The following is an 18,068-nucleotide window of genomic DNA, read 5'->3' on the forward strand; positions in this document are numbered from 1 at the left end:
CTTTTTTACTTACGACGAAGCCGTACCTTTATGTAGTGCTTGAAGCCACGTATCTGGAGAAATCTCAAAGCCTTCAATACTAATACAGGTCATTCCATTCGCACTACCAAATTCAACGTATTCACCAGCTTTCCAGAATACGGCTTCTCCGGAATTGACACCAATTCGCTCCTCACTGTTACCAACCCATCCTTCGCCGCCTACAACTAATAATAGTTTTGGAATCGTGGCTTCAGTTTGAGGCGCGTAATCATAAGGAGCTAATGAAATGTAATTTATTTTTACATCTCCTGTTTGAGAAAGAATGGTGTTGAAATGATAAGGCTGATAAAGCATAGAGTCAGTTTTACGCTGAGCATATTGATATAGTTTCACGTTGGTCCCTCCAGTAGACACGGATTTCGTTGTCGTGTTTCCGTAGCGTAACTAATATATGTATGAACATAAAAAAAAGACCCAAAAAGCAGAAAACTGTCTGCTTTTTGGGTCTTTTTAATCTAAGAATGTTTGAATTTCCTGCCTGTTCTTTTCTAGATCTAATCGTAGTACAGCGCCTGCTCCTGAAACGCGTTCATTGGTAAACGCACCGTCAACAGGGATGCGGAGCGAATCAAGCTCATTCGAACTTCCAAGTAAGAAGTCTTTTCCGATAGACACGAAGGTCTTTGGCGGTACATTTGTATCCACATATGGATCAATAATTCCCCATAACTTAGGTGCTTTAGCTATTGTTTGAAGTGTTAACGCTTCTTCTGTAAGTTTACCTAAAACTTCTTGCTGTCTTTGAACCCGTCCAAAGTCACTTTGACTATCATGTCTAAATCGCACATAGCCTAATAGCTCTTCACCGTGAAGCGTCTGCTTTCCCGGTTCTAAGGTCATCCCGATACCATGGGACATTCTTTGGTTAATATCAACTTCAATACCATTTGGAGCAATTGTATCTACAACTTTTGAGAAGCCTTTAAAATCTACTACCGCATAGTAATTCACATCGATACCGAAATTTTCCTTTATTGTTTTGCGCAAAAGCTCAGGTCCCCCAAATGCATATGCTGCATTGATTTTATTTTTTCCATACCCGGGTATATCTACATAACTATCTCGCATAAGAGATACAATCTTTGGCTGGTTATTATCCTTGTCATAGTGCGCAATCATAATTGTATCAGCACGTGAATGTTCTTCCCCACGGGAATCAATCCCTAAAAGAAGAACGTTCATAGTATCTAAATTGGCGCTTTTACCGTTAAATTCAAATTGTCCATCTTTTTGAAAGTCGCCGTCCGCTTCAGCCAACCCTTGTTGATATTGATAAAAAACATATCCAGCTAAAGCAATCAGTACTACAAAGCAAAAAAGAAAAAATCTTCTCATTCGCTTTTTCTTTCTCTGTTTATGTCGTTTGCGATGTTCACGTTGTTCCAATATTCTCACCTATCATTTTAAAGTAATTGAAAAGTATAGCAATTATATTCTTATATAAAATTACCATCACATTCTATGATTAGCAAGTATTAGCCATTTTAATCGTAAAAGCTAGGCGTGTATCTAGGTATGTATTATGTAAGATTAAAGCAAACAAAAAGGTTTTAATGAATTTATACGTTTTTTGCAGGTGAATGAGCCAAAAGTCTCTAATTAGTAAAAGGTGAAAAAATGCAGAATAGCAAAGGAGATGGGGAAATGAGCTTATACGTATCATCTTCAAATATAGTCGTTATTCCACAAAAAGCTGTTTCACACTGGAAAACATATGGAGTGGGAACAATTAAAGGAGCAAAAGTGACGGGAAAGCGCTGTGAACAATTGATGCTACGATTTAAAGAGAAGATAATGACGCCTTTTCAAATGGTATCTTATCACGAGTCATTCGTTGTCATGTTTGATGATGAGCAAAGCAAAGAGCATTTTGAGCTAATTGCAAACATACTCCAGGCAGATGGGGATAAGTTTAACTACTACCTGTTATTTGATGATCATGAATCTGAAGTTTTGAAGGGAATGAAACAATTTTTGACAGTAGGCGAGTTTAATGTACCAGTCGTACGGCTTGATCAAACAGGTGAATTTGATTTTCATAGCAATGGCAATTCTGTTGAAATAGTCATTGATGATGATGTAGATGGAGAAGGAATAAGTTCGTTTATTCAAACATTTACGTTAAACGAAGGACACTATTTGATTGGTGACCCAGGTTTTTTAAAAAATCAAGAGATGCTTCAGAAACAATACTTTACAGGAGGAGATTACCATCTTGTTTATCAGTATAATAATCAATGGCTTAAAAAAGTAATTATTCAACCTAGGGAATCAGTACAAAATAGTATATAAACTAGAATTTCTTTTGTGCCTAAAGACGTTGTTTCACTAGTCGAGAAAGTAGTGAAATTATGGTATAATAACTTTAAAAGATTAAGAAAGGAAGTTGTATGCGATGAATGAACGCTTAAGCAACGTGGCTTCTTGGCTTTCTGAAAAAAGCTATGATGCTGCATTTATTTCTTCAACAGAAAATGTATTTTATTTAACAAATTTTTATACGGATCCGCATGAACGACTTTTAGGCCTATTTGTATTTCCAAATACTGAACCTTTACTTGTTTGTCCTTTTATGGAAGTTAATCAAGCAAAAAGTGCAGGGTGGCAATATGATGTTGTTGGATATGAAGATCATGAAAACCCTTGGGAGCTAATTCGTGCCGCATTACATAAAAGAGAAATTAATACTATTGGTCGTTTAGCGGTTGAAAAAGAGCAGCTATCTTTCCTGCGAAGTGAAGAGTTAAAAACATTGTATCAAGATGTTGTATTTGAAAGCGTAGAAGAAAAAATGAACGAATTAAGGGTAGTGAAAACGCAAGCGGAAATTGACATTTTACAAGAAGCAGCAGCTCTCGCTGATTATGGTGTTGAAGTAGGTGTATCTGCTTTAAAAGAAGGCGTTACGGAAATGGACGTTCTTGCTAAAATTGAATATGAATTAAAGCGAAAAGGTATTCGCGAGATGTCGTTCTCTACAATGGTTTTATTTGGAGAAAAAACGGGTGACCCTCATGGCAATCCTGGGTTACGTACACTAAAAAAAGGTGACATGGTTTTATTTGACTTAGGCGTTGTGTTAGATGGATATTGTTCGGATATTACGCGAACAGTGGCATTCGGGGAAATTTCTGAAAAGCAACAGCATATGTATGAGACGGTTAATAAAGCGTTAGAAGCTGCTTTATCTGCATCCAAGCCTGGTACAAGGATTGGGGACTTAGACATGATTGCGCGTAATCTTATTTCAGAAGCAGGATACGGAGAATACTTCCCACATCGACTAGGTCACGGGCTAGGAATTAGTGTACACGAATTTCCTTCTATGAACCGTACCAATGATGACATACTAAAAGAAGGCATGGTTTATACCATTGAGCCGGGCGTTTATATCCCTAACGTTGGTGGAATACGTATTGAAGATGATGTAGTTATTACGAAAGATGGAAATAAAACGTTAACGAAGTATCCTAAGAAGTTACAAATTATTAAACCGTAAGAAAAACCCCCTTTTAAAAGGGGGTTTTTCTATATGAATAGAAGAAGACTAATAGCCATGATAGCCATTCCGCCGATAAGTCCATAAATAGAAAGGTGAGCCTCATCATATCGCTGAGCAGCAGGTAAAAGTTCATCTAAAGAAATAAAGACCATAATTCCTGCAACTGCGGCAAATATCACTCCGAACATAACGTCGTTCAAAAAAGGCATGAGTAAGAAATATGCAGCGATAGCTCCTAAAGGCTCTGAAAGACCTGACAAAAAAGAGAGTTTAAATGCTTTCTTTTTATCACCTGTTGCAAAATAAACCGGCACTGAAACAGCAATTCCTTCAGGAATGTTGTGAATAGCAATTGCTACTGCAATCGCTATTCCTAAAGAAGGATCTTGAAGAGTCGACGTAAACGTAGCAATTCCTTCAGGGAAATTATGAATAGCGATTGCTAAAGCGGTAAATGTACCCATCTTTAAGAGAGCAGTGTCTTTTACTTCTGGTTTCTTCATATCTTCTACGGTTTTTAGTTCATGGGGGTTTCCTTGCTTTGGTACGAATTTATCAATCATTGCAATTAAGAGCATTCCAGCAAAAAAACCACCAACTGTTACCCAATTTCCAGATACTTTACCAAGTGATCCTACAAGTGCATCCTGTGCTTTTACAAAAATTTCAATCATGGATACATAAATCATAACACCAGCTGAAAAGCCGAGTGCAATTGATAGAAATTTTGTATTCGTTGTAGATACAAAAAAAGCTAAAATACTTCCTATTCCTGTTGCTAGACCTGCCATTAATGTTAAACCAAAGGCTAGTAATAAATGTTCAGTCATGAAATAGTCCTCCTGAAAGAATAAGAGTGAGTTTTTATCTATATTCCAAAAATATCTGAGACATGACCAGTGTATAAAGGCAATGGAAAATAATATCACATGTTCAATTCTCAATTTATCTAGCACAGTATATTCAGCTTCTTTTGATTGGGAACTTGCCTATGGTTTAGAAGAAGTAGTAAAAAGAAAATGTGAAGTTGGTTTTTAAAGGATATGTTACGAACAGATAACATTTTGTTCACAAATTATCGTATTGCTATCGATTTTTCGTTTGGTAGTATATCCTGTACAGTAGAGGCTTTGTAAGCTTGATAGCAAGGAGGCTTTTTGATGACTAATTATTCAAAAGACGATGAGAAAATTATACATAAAGCAGTTGAAGTTTATGGAGGGAAGGATCGCATTGATGAATTTGAAGATGCAAAAAAAACACACAGCGTGCATGTTTTAGCAACAGGCAATCATCCGCGATCAGAATTAACTGCATACGCAACATTAGGAGGATATCATTGTCCAACAGGATACACGGTTGGTGGTATTCCACTTCGCATTGAAATTGTAGGGGCATGTCATTCTTCATTTGAACTTTTCCCGCAAATTTTAAGCAAGTGTGTATTTCATATGATGAAGTCGCACGTTTCAATCTTTCCTGGAGCAATTTATAAAGACATTATTACTTCTTTCGACCATAGCCTTCATATGCAGCATATTTTATTGATTCCGCCATTTTTATGGGACACATTCTCTACTATCGAGTTATCAGATAAAAAAGTTGCATTTTTACAAGCGGTCCCAATCTCTGAAAATGAGCGAGCTTTTGCATTAGAATATGGAGTGGACTCTCTGCTAAGCCGATTCGACGATGAACGAGTGAATGTATTTAATTTAGAACGTCGAACGGTAGTATAAGGATAAAAGGAGGCGGCCAAGTATGGCCGTCTTTTTTATTGAAAACAGGCTTGTATCTAGAAACTTTGGGACAAAACTCCACGATTGTCCTAAGGCAAACACCTATACGTGATAAATTCCCATTACATATAGTAGAACATAAGTATTAAACATAATTAGAAAGGGGAAGTTATGATGAATAATCCGCGCAGAAGGCCACAAATAAATCCAGATTTTCGTCCAAATGGGGGCACAAACAATGAGGATGGAAATAAAAACATCATTAGCAACAGTGGAAACTCCAGCGTTAATATTAACCTAGGACAAGGAAAAAGATCAAAACAGTCTCAGAAGCTAGATCAGTCTGATAGCGGCTTAATCTTTTAAATTAAGGGGACTCTTTAGTCAGCGGGTGTAGTGGAAATTCGCTTGGGCTAGTGAAGAGTGAATAGCGGTTAGTACGGGGAGGTTTATCATGAAAAGCTTAGTAAGTGATAGTGGAAACGCAAAAGTAGATATTACTATTAATATAGATAATTCAGCTCTAGCTTATTTAGTAGGAAGCTGCCTCCATGCAACTCAGCAAATAACCGATGAACAATATCTTCAAATGATGACTAATTTGACAACATTACTTGGGAAAAACAGCGAAGAAGTAAAAAAATTGTTTTCAAACCATCATATTTTGACGAATAAAAAATTTAAATCTGCTAATGAGCTAGAGAATTTAAAAATCTATTATAATAAGAAATAGAAGCACTTGATAAAAGTGCTTTTTGTTTTGAATTCAGTCATAAAAAGGGGAAATTAATGAACAATAGAAATAGAGTTATCTATGCTTGTTTATGTTTAATAATAGCTCTACTAGGGCTATCGACACGGGTGTTTCAAGAGTATTTGCCCGCTTTTTTAAGGATGTATATAGGGGATACCCTTTGGGCGATAATGATTTTTCTTGGATTTTCCAGTGTATATAAAACAGCTAGTACCATTCGAATTATTGTAATATCAATTTTATTTTGTTATGGCATTGAATGTAGTCAGCTCTACCAAGAAGAGTGGATTGTACACCTTAGACACACTACTTTAGGAGGACTAATTTTAGGCTACGGTTTTCTTTGGAGTGACATAATTGCATATACTGTGGGAATTGCAGTGGGGGGATTGACAGAACTGATTCTTAGAAAGAATTCTTACATAAATGGTGAAAAGTATTGACTCTCACGCTACGTTATACTTTATCGTTACTAATTAAGAGGAGGGATTGAAAATGGCCATGCAGGTAAAGGAAGTAGCTAGCTTAGCTGGTATTAGTATACGCACCCTTCATCATTACGATGATATCGATTTATTGAAGCCTACTGAGGTAACTGAATCAGGATACCGGCTATATGTTGAAGAAGATTTAGAAATGCTGCAACAAATCTTATTATTTAAAGAACTAGGGCTTTCGTTAAAAGAAATTAAAGCAGTCATTTATGATCCTTCCTTTAATAAACAAGAAGCGTTAGAGTTACATCAACAGCTTCTAATTGAAAAAAGAAATCGACTTAATCGTATGATTGCCATGACTGAACAAACGATTAAGTCAATGAAAGGAGAAAAATCAATGACTAATAAGCAAAGATTTGAAGGTTTTGATTTTAGTGAAAATCCGTATGAAGAAGAAGCTAAAAAGCGATGGGGGAACGAAAAAGTAAACGAAGCGAATAAAAAAGTTAGAGGGATGACGAAAGACGAACAAGCGGATTTAGCAGCAGAAGCAAATGAGATTTATAAAAAGTTAGCTAAGTTGATGAATGAATCATCATCATCAGAACCTGTTCAAAAAGCAATACAAGAATGGTATGACTTTTTGAATCGTAATTTTACGACGTATTCACCAGAGGCATTTCAAGGATTAGGGGAACTATATGTTCAAGATGAAAGGTTTCAAAGTAACATTGACCAATTCGGAGAAGGGTTAGCTGAATTTTTAAAAGAAGCGATGGCGATTTTTGCAAATAACTTGTTAAAAGAGAAAAAAGGATAAAAGAAATCATTCGAAACGCAAACGCATATTAAATTTATTTTTAACTGAAAAGAGTCCCTATAATGGGGACTCTTTTCAGTTACTGCTGCGCAATGTTTTTGAAAGAATTTTTGCTACGGATTTACTTTGTTCAATTTGTGTACGCTTATTATTTTTGCGTTCTAATGCAATCGCTTGTAGGCTTTTTTCTTCTTCAGTTTGAGCTACAACCTTTGGCACAATAGCAGGCTTTCCACCTTCTAAAGCAACAAACGTTAAGAAAGAAGTCGCTGCAATTCGTTTAACACCTGTAATTAAATGCTCAGCGATTACTTTTACAAAGATAATCATTGAGCTTTTACCAGTTAGTACAACAAAAGACTCATATGATATGAAATCTTCTTCCGTCACAGGTTCAATAAAATCGACGTGATCAATCGATGCTGTAACGCATGGCTTTCTTGAATGTTTTGTAGCAGATAATGATGCGATCATGTCCATATCCGCTACAATTTTCCCTCCAAATAACGTATGGTGATTATTTAAATCATTAGGGAAGATATGCTGCGATTTTACAACTCTTGATACACTGCAAGGTATTTGTTCAACTGTCATCTATAAAGCACTCCTTTAAAACCTCAATCCATAATGAATGTACATATGTAATATTAAAAACATATATCAATTTTATTCCCTATTTTTGAACCAGTAATCTTTACGATAAAAAGTAAAAAAATAGAGTATTTTCTGTCATATTAATTAGGTATAAAGTTATGTAGATTTGAAATTCACTTTATTTTTTTGGAATATATAGATAAAAAAGATTAAAAAACCCTCCTTTTGTCCGATAAAAAGTTTAAAAGATTCATAGATTTATTTATGTCAAGGAGGAACGTATGAAAAAAGTACTTGCTGCTTTAGTTGTTATGTTCATGCTTAGTTCGAGTTATTCCATGGTAAATGTGAAAGCTGAAACGAATCCAACTATAAGCGTCCAGCTAAAAAATTATCTAAAAAACAAAAAAGAAATTCAAATTCAAACGTCAGAAGATGCAGCAACATCTTATGAAGGAGTTCGTTTAGAAGCTAATCAGACCTATCGCTTAAAGGTAGAACAAGGGAAAATTTCTTTATATAAAGGAACGACCAAATTAAAGGAAGATACAACCTTTAAGCTATACACTAATCAAACAGCAGAAACGCTTATTGAGGGAAGAGTGTATAGTGGAAGTTTTGATTTTGTGATTGAAAGTAACGAATACGTACAACCAATTAACCACGTATCAATGGAGGAGTATTTGAAGGGAGTCGTTCCTAACGAAATGATTCCAAGTTGGCCTGTAGAGTCACTAACGGCTCAAGCGATTGCAGCACGCACATATGCAATGGGGCATTTGAACAAAACAATTAATGATACAATTCAATATCAAGTATATGGTGGCAAAACAGTCTACGCTAATACGAATGCAGCTGTTGAAAAATCATATGGTCAGACACTTACATATAACGGGAAATTAATCAGCGCACTTTATTCATCTAGCAATGGTGGAGTTACGGAGTCTAATGCTAATGCATGGTCAGGCTCACCGCTTCCTTATTTACCAATTCAAACGGATTCATATGATCCAAAACATCCATGGAATTTAACGGTGAAAAAGCAGCAAATAGACACAGAGAACTTAGACTTAGTTCATTATAAAAATTGGTGGAGCACCATCAAAGAAAATGATAAGGAAATTACTGATAATATCAAAACTTATTTACAGCAAAAAGATTACAAAGGAAAAGAAATTAAGGTTCTCTCAATCCCAAAACTAGAATTCACGGAAAAGAATGCTAGTAATCGTTACAATAAGGGAAGTTTAGAAGTGAAGTTTATTGTAAAAGATGATGTTGATTCAGAAGGGAAACTTAATGTAAAAACATTAAGCTTAAACAATGTAAAGGCTTCTGATATTCGTCCAATTATTGGGGTAAACCTTATTAAAAGTTACTATGTAACAGAACAAAATGCTACTGATAAAGAAATAGTACTAAAAGGTCTAGGATATGGTCATGGTGTAGGAATGAGTCAATACGGAGCTTATTATCGTGCCAAAGCTGGTCAAACCTATGATCAAATTTTACGTTTTTATTATCCGAATGCAGAGCGCACGCAGCAATACAAGCGAGAAGCAAAGCGTTTAGCAGGCCCAGAACGATATGATACAGCTGCAGAAATTGCAAGAGAAGGGTGGACTACGGCTCGAACAGTTGTCATTGCAGCAGGAGGGAATTTTCCAGATGCGCTAGCAGGAGCTCCTCTTGCAGTTCAGGAAAATGCTCCACTATTACTAACAACAGGTCATGAATTGCATCCAACTGTAAAAGCAGAGCTTCAGCGCTTACAGCCTGAAAAAGTAATTGTATTAGGAAGTTCAAGGGTTATTCGAGATTCAGTATTAGATGAAATTAAGCAGTTAGGTGCTAAGGAAGTCCAGCGTTTAGGAGGAGCAGATCGTTTTGAAACGTCAGCGGCAATTGCTAAGCAAATAAATTCTTCAAAAGTAATTGTAGTGAATGGACAAAACTTCCCAGATGCTCTATCAGTAGCTCCATATGCAGCGAAAGAAGGAATTCCTATTGTACTAACAAGGCCAACTTCAATTCCTGCAGCTACAGCACAAGTGCTTGAAGGAAAAGCAGAAGCTATTGTTATTGGTTCTGAACAGGTAGTAAATGCAACAGTTTATAATTCTCTTCCAGCTAACCGAGTAAGATATGCAGGAGAACATCGCTATGCAACAAATCAAAAAGTTGTGACGAACCTGCTTGGCAATACAAAACAAGCTTATGTTGCAGCGGGAACTAATTTTCCAGATGCACTAGCTGGCTCAATTTTAGCTGGAAAACGTGGTGTGCCAGTTATCCTCACAGATGCAGACAAGTTGCCAGCGGGCACAGCTGATATTTTAAGCGGCTATAAGGATTTTACAGTACTAGGTTCTACTCGCGTAGTAAACGATTCTGTAGTTAATGAGCTAGAAGAAATTGCAAATAAATAAACAACAAAGCCGTGGCGAAAACGTCACGGCTTTGCTTGTAAAACTGGAATGCGAATAGTAAAAGAAACACCTTTATCTAAATTTTGTACGGAGATTGTCGCATTATGCATAGTAACAATCCGTTTTACAATACTAAGCCCGATGCCAAATTCTCCTTTTGAACCTTTTTCAAACGGTTCAAAAATTGTAGATAGTACGTTCTCTTCGATAGGAGGTCCGTCATTGGCAATGCAACACTCTACAACGTCCATCTCTTCATAGAAACTTTTGTGAACAGAGATAGAAATAGATGAATCAGCGTATCTAATCTGGTTTTCTAAAATGTTCTCAATAACTTTGGTCCATTGCTCTTTATCACCGTCAATAGTCACTCTATCATCCCTAATATCCCACTGGATTTCAGTACGACTCCACCGTAGCCTATCAACTACCTCGCCGATAAGTTCTGACAAAGTAAACGGCTCATGATTGACAGGGTGAGCAGATAAGTAATCTAGCTTTGTTAAATATAGTAAGTCACGGATTTTCTTTTCCAATTTCAGTGATTCATCTTCAATGACTTGAACGGTATTGGATAAATCCCCTTTTGGATAAATACCATCTTGTATCGATTGAGCGTAGCTTCTAATGACCATTACAGGCGTTTTCAAATCATGTGAGATATTTTGAAGAAGAGTTTGTTGTGCTTCTTCTTTCCGAATGAGTCGTTGTCGCATTTGTTCTATAGAAGAACCCAATTTTCCAATTTCATCCGTACGATCTAACGTTACAGGCTCGTGCCATTCTTGCTCTGCAATTCGCTTAACATGCTTCTCAAGTGATACAAGAGGGCGACTTAAATATTTTGCGAGCCAAATAGAAGGAATCCAGCTTAGAAGGAAAACAATGGACATTACGACTAATAGCTGTTTAAATAAAGCGGAAGCTAAAGCATTTCGATACGTATCCCATGAAAACGATAGTAAAAATGCCGGCTGGTCGTTAATGATTACTTTACTAACCACATAAAATAAAGTTCGATTACCTAAGTCTTTTTCATACCGTTCGACAGCTGATTCTTGATTTTGAGCTAGATGCTGTGCATGTCTTAAAAAATCTTGAGGTAGAACACGCGATGATAGGTAGGAAATATCGACATTTTCAGGTAATAAAATGTGGTCTACCGTACGGTTTCGTAAAGACGGTCCATCTTCATCATTGCTAAAATAATATTCACCAGACCGGCTAGGTAACCCGTATTCTTTTAAAATATGCTGTTCATTTTCAATACTTGTATAAATTTCATCCGTAAAGAATTGTCTAAGTGCGCTTGGAAACAACGTAGCTAACAAAAGTGAGATAACTAGTAATATGCCTGAGATGACAAGCCAAATTTGAAAAGCAAGAGATCGATTTTTCATGTGCTCATCATCCGATAACCATATCCATAAATTGTTTCAATTCGAGCGTGTGGGAGCTTTTTCCGAACTCTGCGTACTAAATCATCCACAACTCGGTCTGAACCGAAATAATCCTCACCCCAAATAGAGTTTAATAACTGCTCGCGTGAAAATGCTTGACCTATGTCTTTAGATAATGTGACAAGAAAATCAAATTCTTTTGACGTTAAATCAATAGGCTCATTGTTTTCATATACAGTTCGTGTATGAAGGTCTAACGTATAGGGACCGATAGCAATTGTTGATTCGTATTTTTGTTTTTGACCATATACAAGATTTAAAAGCTTTTGAACACGAATAACAAGCTCGCGAGGCAGGAAAGGCTTAGACAAGTAGTCATCGCTTCCCATTTCTAGCCCTAACACTCGATCAATATCTGCGTCTCTAGCAGAAATAAAAATCACGGGAATATGAGGGGTAGCGGACTTAATTTCACGGATGAGTTGATAACCATCGATATCAGGAAGCATGATATCTAAAACCCAAAGGCTAGGAGGGGTATGAATCATTGCCTTGGCATCTGTTCCATTTGAAAATGAAGTAACAGACCAACCTTCTTTTTGTAAATAAAGGGTTAAAACTTCATTTAAGTTTTGTTCATCTTCGACTAAGTAAATTGTAAAGCTCACTTTATACACACTCCTCTTTCTATTCAAAGCTATTATACTATGTGTTTGGAAGCAGAAAAAAATTTTTCACAATTTCCCATATTCTTTTGATACTTATCCCAAAATTTTGTTTTATAGTGTACATAACGAAAAAACATAATTGAATATAAAGGAGCTAACCATATGGAACCAAGAGACTTTAATCAAAATCACAATGATGATGAATATAACAGTCATTCTAACAATGAGCAAACACAGAATCAATACAATGAGGAATACGATAAAGCACGAAGTATGAGACAAGACTACTCGTCTTATCGTTCTGAGAATGGAAGAGAAGAAAAATCTAAAAAAAGGTTTTTACCATTTCTTGCATCGTCCATCGCAGGTGCTGTGTTAGGTGGAGGAATTGTGTTATATAGTGCACCTCACCTAGGGTTCATCAATGATGAAAGCCAAACCGATACTGCATCCACTTCAACAAGTGCTGCAACTACAGCTGCGACCAAAACCATTAGCACTAATGTAAGTCAAGGTGACCTAGTATCCGTTGTAGATAAAGTTTCACCGGCCGTAGTAGGTGTAAATAACATTCAAGAGCGAACCAATCCTTTTTCAGGAGATACGCAAACAGCAGAATCTGGAACAGGTTCAGGCGTCATCTTTAAGAAAGATAATAACAAAGCATATGTTGTAACAAACAATCACGTAATAGAAGGATCAAGTAAAGTTGAAGTTACGTTATCAAACGGAAAAAAAGAGGATGCCAAAATTGTAGGTGCGGATCCGCTCACTGATTTAGCTGTTTTAGAGATGGAAGCTAAAAACGTAGAAGCGGTAGCGGAGTTTGGTGATTCTACTTCACTTGTTGCCGGAGAACCGGTACTTGCAATTGGAAACCCTCTTGGTGAGCAGTTCTCAAGAACAGTTACACAGGGGATTGTGAGCGGCACGGAGCGAACGGTAAACATTACAACATCAGCTGGAGAATGGAACTTGGATGTTATTCAAACAGATGCAGCTATTAACCCAGGAAATAGCGGTGGAGCATTAATTAATGCTGCCGGTCAAGTAATTGGTATTAATAGTTTAAAGATTGCTGAAGACGGTGTAGAAGGTATTGGGTTTGCTATTCCAACTGCAGATGTTCAACCGATTATTGATAAGCTAATGAAAGACGGCAAAATTAATCGACCATATATGGGAGTTGGCCTGCAGGATGTAGCGGGTTTATCAGCTGCAATTAAAGAAAATGAGCTGGGCTTAACAGAAGATACTTCTGACGGTGTTGTGATTACAACAGTTGAACCTTTTTCAGCTGCTTCAGAAGCTGGCTTGCAATCAAAAGACATCATCGTAGGGATAGATGGTAAAGAAGTAAAAACATCCAGTGATTTACGCAAGTATTTATACACGGAGCGTGCAATTGGAGATAAAGTAAAGCTTGACGTTTACAGAAACGGAAAAAAAATAAACCTTTCACTAACGTTGAAGCAACAAGGCAACGATGAATGATGTACACAGCACGGCAGCTATTTCTATTTTTAATCGCTGCCTTGTTGATTACTGGGTGTGTAAATGCTTCAGAAGAAGTGGTTTTTCCAACACTAAACAATGAACAGCCGTCTAATAAGGTGGTCGCTATATACAGAGGTGACTCTATTACAAATGGTGAATTTCAAGAGTTTTTAGCCGTACAAGGTTTTCTAAACCCGGATGCTCCGGTAAACGATTCTTCTTATCGAAAAGATGCTCTATATCAGCTTATTGTTGATAAGTATGTAGGAGAAAAAGCTATGGATACTGATTGGGTAAATCAACAGTCAGAACAGCTGTGGAATGAAATTGAAAGTTCCTATAGTCAAAAAATTAGAGAGAAAGCCTATGAAGAGTTAGGCATTACGGAAGCAAGCGTAAAAAAACACATTAAAGCTCATTATCAATCCAAACAATTTTTTCGAGACAAAGTATCCGAAGAAGATGTAAACGATTATTTTGACAAAGCAGAATATAGCGCTGAATTTAAAACAGTTGAAGAAGCGAAAGAGCCAATTTTGCAAAAGCTTGTGCAAAAAGCTATCAATAGCTATATTCAGGATGAATTAAAGAGACAGGTTAAGCGCATTGAAGTCTCCTAATTCACCTTTTATATAGATTACTGAGGCTGGGACGTAGACATTTCAGCTACTCTAGAAAAGTTATGATTTGTATGCGAGAAGGAATCTTTCCTTATGCCCAAGCCTCATCCTATTCGTTCTTTTCATTGATGAAGCCCCCTTTTATCGTGATAGAGCAACGTGAATGAAGTGGAAAAAAATAGAAATAGACAAGTGGTTTTACAACTGATAAAATAAGAGTGTAAAACTTTCATTATTCGGAAAATTCATCGTCCTTTCACCTTTTGGTTGAAAGGCATTTTTTTGTTTACTTCCTGTAAAAGGATACAGAAGATAAAATGGATAGTAACTATTCATATTCCTCAAACGTGATGATAGCATCACGTTTTTTTGTAGTTAAATGTTAATGTTGAGCTTTATGAAAAGACGTGATGATTTGAAGTAAGCCATAGTTTAACTCATTTTTCTTTTAAAAGGCAGTCGATAAAATTAGGTTGGATTTCAACTTGTGAAATCCCTACATGAGACAAAGTATGTGCAAAAGGGGTAACTTCATCAATAAAAGACTCAAGTTCCTTAAGGCTAGGCAGCTGTAGTTTTGTAATAAAGCAAGCTTTTCCAGCTATCCTTTCACAAAACAAGGCGTATGGGTAAGTAGCGATAAACTTTTTAAAACGGTTATATTCTCCGTTTTTAATTGTAACCTCAACAAAACAAGAAATAGGAAGTCCTAATTTTTCACAGTTGATATTGACAGAATACCCGCTAATAATACCAACGTGTTCGAGGTGACGAACCCGTTCAGCGACGGACGGAGCCGATAAATTGACTAGTTTGGACAGCTCTCTCATAGAAAGTCGAGCGTTATTGGTTAACTCTTTTAAAATATGTAAATCAATGCGATCAATGTTCATAAGCTTCTATCATCTTTTCCGTTTTTATATTCTATTATAGTGAAAAAAGATAAAAAATTCTTCTTTTTTTCTTCTTATTTTAAGAGAGATTTTATTATTTAAAAAAGTATTGACATACCAAAAATGTGGGAGTAATATAAGGTGAAATCTTAAGTAATAACTTATTTTTCCATTTAAAGTAAGAAATCAACATAATACAATCGCTGAATCCTAATAGGAGCGGAGGAACCAATTTTGCACGTTTTGTGCTCGGGGTGAATCCTTTAGAGGTAGGGTTACTCTCATGACCCGAATCCGACAGCTAACTTCGTAAGCGTTTTGAGGGGGAGATGTAATGTGTAGAAAAACACAGGATCCTTCCTGTGTTTTTTTGTGCGTAAATTATTCGTTCAAATAAGTAAGATACTAAAAAAAGAGCACAATAAAAAAGAGAGAAACCGGAACAAGAAAGGATAGTTTGAAATGAAGAAGCAATTTGCGGTATTAGGATTAGGGCGTTTTGGCGGCAGCCTTGTAGAAGAATTCGTCAATCTAGATGTGGATGTTCTAGCTATTGACCGCAATCAAGAAGTCGTAAATAAGTACACAAATACAGCCACCTATGCGGTGCAGGCGAATGGTATAGATGAAGCAAGTCTCAAAAGTCTTGGAATTCGAAATGTTGATCATGCAATTGTATCATTTGGAGACGATATTGAAGCGAGTGTATTGGTAACAATGTTATTGAAAGATATGGGTGTGAAGCAGGTTTGGGTAAAAGCAGTAAATTCATACCATCAAAAAGTACTTGAAAAAATTGGAGCCGATAAGGTTATTCATCCTGAGCGAGATATGGCTAAGCGAATTGCGCACCACGTAGTTTCTGAAAAGATTATTGATTACATTGAACTTTCAAAGGACTATAGTATTGTGGAAATAATGGCTTCAAAAAAGATTCATAATAAAACACTATTTGATCTAAACATCCGTTCAAAGTATGGGTGTAATATTATTGGGTTTCAACGTGAAAACGGTGAAATGGTAATTTCTCCAACAGCTCATGAGATTATTCATGAAGGTGACATGCTCATTGTTATTGGACACAATCGAGATATTAATCGCTTTGAGGAAGAAGGCGTATAATCAATGAGTTTAGCCAGAAGTATTAAGCTAACGCCCCCCCAATTGTTAACATCAATCTTTGGGGGTGGAATTATTATTGGTGCACTACTTTTAATGCTTCCGTTTTCTACAACAGAACCAATCTCCTGGGTAGATGCTTTGTTTACATCTACTTCAGCCATGACGGTAACAGGGTTAGCGGTTGTAGATACAGGAACGCGCTTTACGGTATTTGGGCAGGTAATTATTATGCTTCTAATACAAGTGGGTGGATTAGGGATTATGTCGTTTGCTGTGCTAATCTTTATTATGCTTGGAAAAAAAATTGGTTATAAAGAACGAATGGTAGTCCAGCAAGCTTTAAATCAAACCAATATTGGCGGCGTCATTTTGCTAGTAAAGCGCCTTTTTATTTTCTCTTTTCTCATTGAATTAATTGCACTGATCTTTTTAGCAATTCGGTGGGTACCAGAGTTCGGATGGGGAAAAGGACTGTTTTTTAGCTTGTTCCATTCAATATCAGCATTTAATAACGCTGGATTTGGTCTTTTATCGGATAGTTTAATGCAATACGTTGGCGATCCACTTATTAATATTACAATTTCATTCTTGTTTATTATTGGAGGTATAGGGTTTACAGTACTTGCTGACGTGTGGGTGAAAAAATCTTATAAAAAGTTAAGCCTCCATTCAAAGTTAATGATCATTGGAACATTCGTCATTAATATCGTTGCTATGCTGTTTATTTTTTTCTTAGAATACGGTAATGCCAAAACATTGGGAAGCTTAGCTCTTGGTGATAAAATTTGGGCCTCCTATTTTCAGGCTGTTACTACCAGAACTGCTGGATTTAATTCTATTGACATAGCTAACTTGACGGATTCAACAGCCTTTTTAATGATCATTTTAATGTTTATTGGGGCGGGAAGTGCGTCTACTGGTGGAGGAATAAAGTTAACGACATTTATTGTGATAACTTTCGCAGTCATTTCCTTTATTCGAGGGCGTGAAGATATTGTACTACTAAAGCGTCGATTAAGTGAGCTGTATGTATTAAAAGCGTTAGCTATTTCGACGATTTCCATTATGTTTGTGTTCCTGGCTATATTTGCATTAAATATCTCTGAGCCTAATATTCCTTTTTTAAAGCTAATGTTTGAAGTGGTGTCAGCGTTTGGTACAGTTGGGTTATCTATGGGAGCAACGCCAGAGTTATCATACGTTGGACGTGTTATTATTATTTTTATCATGTTTTTAGGTAAAATAGGTCCGTTAACCTTAGCGTTTTCTTTAGCTAAACCAAAACGGGAAAAAATTCGTTATCCAAATGAAGATGTATTGATTGGGTAATAAAGAGACCGCATTCTTTGTTTATCTATGAAAACAAAGAATGCGGTCTTCTTTTTTGTATTAAAACATAATAGTAGCCCCTAAAATTGTGGCGATCATCAAAAAAAATGTAAGCATTAAGATTCCTGGCAATTTTGATTGATTGCGCATTCACTCAATCCCTCCTTTTCAATTATTATCACGTTAAAGTGACTTCCTTTATATAACGTATAAGTAAGTCAT

Annotated in this window: 19 protein-coding genes and 1 riboswitch; of the genes, 12 read left to right on the forward strand and 7 right to left on the reverse strand. The window is 36.4% G+C overall.

The window, feature by feature from the left end:
- Positions 1-9 precede the first annotated feature (9 nt).
- Positions 10-375 (reverse strand): cupin, encoded by a 366-nt coding sequence (locus tag V2145_RS05250; RefSeq protein WP_311857238.1) that lies wholly within the window; start codon positions 373-375, stop codon positions 10-12.
- Between the two features lie 117 nt (positions 376-492).
- Positions 493-1,377: an LCP family protein gene (locus tag V2145_RS05255; protein WP_397428339.1), complete on the reverse strand. Its 885-nt coding sequence runs from the start codon at positions 1,375-1,377 to the stop codon at positions 493-495.
- Between the two features lie 309 nt (positions 1,378-1,686).
- Between V2145_RS05255 and V2145_RS05260 the strand changes: the two genes are divergently transcribed.
- Together V2145_RS05260 and V2145_RS05265 are read left to right on the forward strand one after the other, a co-directional pair.
- Positions 1,687-2,334 (forward strand): hypothetical protein, encoded by a 648-nt coding sequence (locus tag V2145_RS05260; protein WP_330987380.1) that lies wholly within the window; start codon positions 1,687-1,689, stop codon positions 2,332-2,334.
- 103 nt (positions 2,335-2,437) lie between these two features.
- Positions 2,438-3,541 (forward strand): M24 family metallopeptidase, encoded by a 1,104-nt coding sequence (locus V2145_RS05265; protein WP_311857241.1) that lies wholly within the window; start codon positions 2,438-2,440, stop codon positions 3,539-3,541.
- A 29-nt stretch (positions 3,542-3,570) separates the two neighbouring features.
- Here V2145_RS05265 and zupT read toward each other — a convergent pair whose 3' ends face one another.
- A complete protein-coding gene (gene zupT, locus V2145_RS05270) occupies positions 3,571-4,374 on the reverse strand; it encodes a zinc transporter ZupT (protein WP_094912067.1) in 804 nt (267 codons plus the stop codon).
- A 330-nt stretch (positions 4,375-4,704) separates the two neighbouring features.
- Between zupT and V2145_RS05275 the strand changes: the two genes are divergently transcribed.
- From V2145_RS05275 to V2145_RS05295, 5 genes are all read left to right on the forward strand, one after another.
- Positions 4,705-5,283 (forward strand): suppressor of fused domain protein, encoded by a 579-nt coding sequence (locus V2145_RS05275; RefSeq protein ID WP_330987381.1) that lies wholly within the window; start codon positions 4,705-4,707, stop codon positions 5,281-5,283.
- Positions 5,284-5,457: 174 nt separating this feature from the next.
- Positions 5,458-5,649, forward strand: a complete 192-nt coding sequence (locus V2145_RS05280; protein WP_094912069.1) for a hypothetical protein — start codon at positions 5,458-5,460, stop codon at positions 5,647-5,649.
- 88 nt (positions 5,650-5,737) lie between these two features.
- Positions 5,738-6,016 carry a hypothetical protein gene (locus tag V2145_RS05285; protein ID WP_094912070.1) on the forward strand — a complete coding sequence of 93 codons (279 nt, stop codon included), beginning with the start codon at positions 5,738-5,740 and terminating at the stop codon, positions 6,014-6,016.
- A 56-nt stretch (positions 6,017-6,072) separates the two neighbouring features.
- Positions 6,073-6,480 (forward strand): ribosomal maturation YjgA family protein, encoded by a 408-nt coding sequence (locus V2145_RS05290; RefSeq protein ID WP_131888061.1) that lies wholly within the window; start codon positions 6,073-6,075, stop codon positions 6,478-6,480.
- Between the two features lie 52 nt (positions 6,481-6,532).
- Complete coding sequence (locus tag V2145_RS05295) at positions 6,533-7,294, forward strand: MerR family transcriptional regulator (protein WP_094912071.1); 762 nt, start codon at positions 6,533-6,535, stop codon at positions 7,292-7,294.
- A 75-nt stretch (positions 7,295-7,369) separates the two neighbouring features.
- Here V2145_RS05295 and V2145_RS05300 read toward each other — a convergent pair whose 3' ends face one another.
- Entirely contained in the window at positions 7,370-7,888 is a 519-nt protein-coding gene (locus V2145_RS05300; protein WP_094912072.1) for an acyl-CoA thioesterase, read from the reverse strand.
- A 281-nt stretch (positions 7,889-8,169) separates the two neighbouring features.
- Between V2145_RS05300 and V2145_RS05305 the strand changes: the two genes are divergently transcribed.
- On the forward strand, positions 8,170-10,317 hold the full coding sequence (locus tag V2145_RS05305) for a SpoIID/LytB domain-containing protein (protein ID WP_094912073.1): 2,148 nt from the start codon (positions 8,170-8,172) through the stop codon (positions 10,315-10,317).
- A gap of 23 nt (positions 10,318-10,340) precedes the next feature.
- Here V2145_RS05305 and V2145_RS05310 read toward each other — a convergent pair whose 3' ends face one another.
- Both V2145_RS05310 and V2145_RS05315 read right to left on the reverse strand, forming a co-directional pair.
- The gene (locus V2145_RS05310; RefSeq protein ID WP_094912074.1) at positions 10,341-11,717 is read right to left on the reverse strand and encodes a sensor histidine kinase; all 1,377 of its coding nucleotides are present in this window, start codon (positions 11,715-11,717) and stop codon (positions 10,341-10,343) included.
- Positions 11,714-12,385, reverse strand: a complete 672-nt coding sequence (locus V2145_RS05315) for a response regulator transcription factor (protein ID WP_094912075.1) — start codon at positions 12,383-12,385, stop codon at positions 11,714-11,716. The genes V2145_RS05310 and V2145_RS05315 overlap by 4 nt, the downstream gene beginning before the upstream one ends.
- 273 nt (positions 12,386-12,658) lie before the next feature.
- Between V2145_RS05315 and V2145_RS05320 the strand changes: the two genes are divergently transcribed.
- Positions 12,659-13,879 carry a S1C family serine protease gene (locus V2145_RS05320; protein ID WP_094912208.1) on the forward strand — a complete coding sequence of 407 codons (1,221 nt, stop codon included), beginning with the start codon at positions 12,659-12,661 and terminating at the stop codon, positions 13,877-13,879.
- Entirely contained in the window at positions 13,876-14,502 is a 627-nt protein-coding gene (locus V2145_RS05325; protein ID WP_094912076.1) for a hypothetical protein, read from the forward strand. The genes V2145_RS05320 and V2145_RS05325 overlap by 4 nt, the downstream gene beginning before the upstream one ends.
- Positions 14,503-14,939: 437 nt before the next feature.
- Here the strand turns inward: V2145_RS05325 and V2145_RS05330 are convergent, their stop codons facing one another.
- Positions 14,940-15,395 (reverse strand): Lrp/AsnC family transcriptional regulator, encoded by a 456-nt coding sequence (locus V2145_RS05330; protein WP_094912077.1) that lies wholly within the window; start codon positions 15,393-15,395, stop codon positions 14,940-14,942.
- Between the two features lie 191 nt (positions 15,396-15,586).
- A riboswitch (cyclic di-AMP (ydaO/yuaA leader) is annotated at positions 15,587-15,726 on the forward strand.
- Between the two features lie 131 nt (positions 15,727-15,857).
- Here V2145_RS05330 and V2145_RS05335 point away from each other — a divergent pair.
- Both V2145_RS05335 and V2145_RS05340 read left to right on the forward strand, forming a co-directional pair.
- The gene (locus V2145_RS05335) at positions 15,858-16,517 is read left to right on the forward strand and encodes a potassium channel family protein (RefSeq protein WP_094912078.1); all 660 of its coding nucleotides are present in this window, start codon (positions 15,858-15,860) and stop codon (positions 16,515-16,517) included.
- Between the two features lie 3 nt (positions 16,518-16,520).
- The gene (locus tag V2145_RS05340; RefSeq protein ID WP_311857251.1) at positions 16,521-17,846 is read left to right on the forward strand and encodes a TrkH family potassium uptake protein; all 1,326 of its coding nucleotides are present in this window, start codon (positions 16,521-16,523) and stop codon (positions 17,844-17,846) included.
- Positions 17,847-18,068 lie beyond the last annotated feature (222 nt).

This window comes from Priestia sp. GS2 (genome assembly GCF_036409025.1).
Lineage (GTDB): Bacteria > Bacillota > Bacilli > Bacillales > Bacillaceae_H > Priestia > Priestia aryabhattai_A.

Coding starts and splice junctions, on each gene's coding strand:
- V2145_RS05255 (WP_397428339.1), bottom strand. CDS start 1,377: ATGAGAAGATTTTTTCTTTTTTGCTTTGTAGTACTGATTGCTTTAGCT.
- V2145_RS05260 (WP_330987380.1), top strand. CDS start 1,687: ATGAGCTTATACGTATCATCTTCAAATATAGTCGTTATTCCACAAAAA.
- V2145_RS05265 (WP_311857241.1), top strand. CDS start 2,438: ATGAATGAACGCTTAAGCAACGTGGCTTCTTGGCTTTCTGAAAAAAGC.
- zupT (WP_094912067.1), bottom strand. CDS start 4,374: ATGACTGAACATTTATTACTAGCCTTTGGTTTAACATTAATGGCAGGT.
- V2145_RS05275 (WP_330987381.1), top strand. CDS start 4,705: ATGACTAATTATTCAAAAGACGATGAGAAAATTATACATAAAGCAGTT.
- V2145_RS05280 (WP_094912069.1), top strand. CDS start 5,458: ATGAATAATCCGCGCAGAAGGCCACAAATAAATCCAGATTTTCGTCCA.
- V2145_RS05285 (WP_094912070.1), top strand. CDS start 5,738: ATGAAAAGCTTAGTAAGTGATAGTGGAAACGCAAAAGTAGATATTACT.
- V2145_RS05290 (WP_131888061.1), top strand. CDS start 6,073: ATGAACAATAGAAATAGAGTTATCTATGCTTGTTTATGTTTAATAATA.
- V2145_RS05295 (WP_094912071.1), top strand. CDS start 6,533: ATGGCCATGCAGGTAAAGGAAGTAGCTAGCTTAGCTGGTATTAGTATA.
- V2145_RS05300 (WP_094912072.1), bottom strand. CDS start 7,888: ATGACAGTTGAACAAATACCTTGCAGTGTATCAAGAGTTGTAAAATCG.
- V2145_RS05305 (WP_094912073.1), top strand. CDS start 8,170: ATGAAAAAAGTACTTGCTGCTTTAGTTGTTATGTTCATGCTTAGTTCG.
- V2145_RS05310 (WP_094912074.1), bottom strand. CDS start 11,717: ATGAAAAATCGATCTCTTGCTTTTCAAATTTGGCTTGTCATCTCAGGC.
- V2145_RS05320 (WP_094912208.1), top strand. CDS start 12,659: ATGAGACAAGACTACTCGTCTTATCGTTCTGAGAATGGAAGAGAAGAA.
- V2145_RS05325 (WP_094912076.1), top strand. CDS start 13,876: ATGATGTACACAGCACGGCAGCTATTTCTATTTTTAATCGCTGCCTTG.
- V2145_RS05330 (WP_094912077.1), bottom strand. CDS start 15,395: ATGAACATTGATCGCATTGATTTACATATTTTAAAAGAGTTAACCAAT.
- V2145_RS05335 (WP_094912078.1), top strand. CDS start 15,858: ATGAAGAAGCAATTTGCGGTATTAGGATTAGGGCGTTTTGGCGGCAGC.
- V2145_RS05340 (WP_311857251.1), top strand. CDS start 16,521: ATGAGTTTAGCCAGAAGTATTAAGCTAACGCCCCCCCAATTGTTAACA.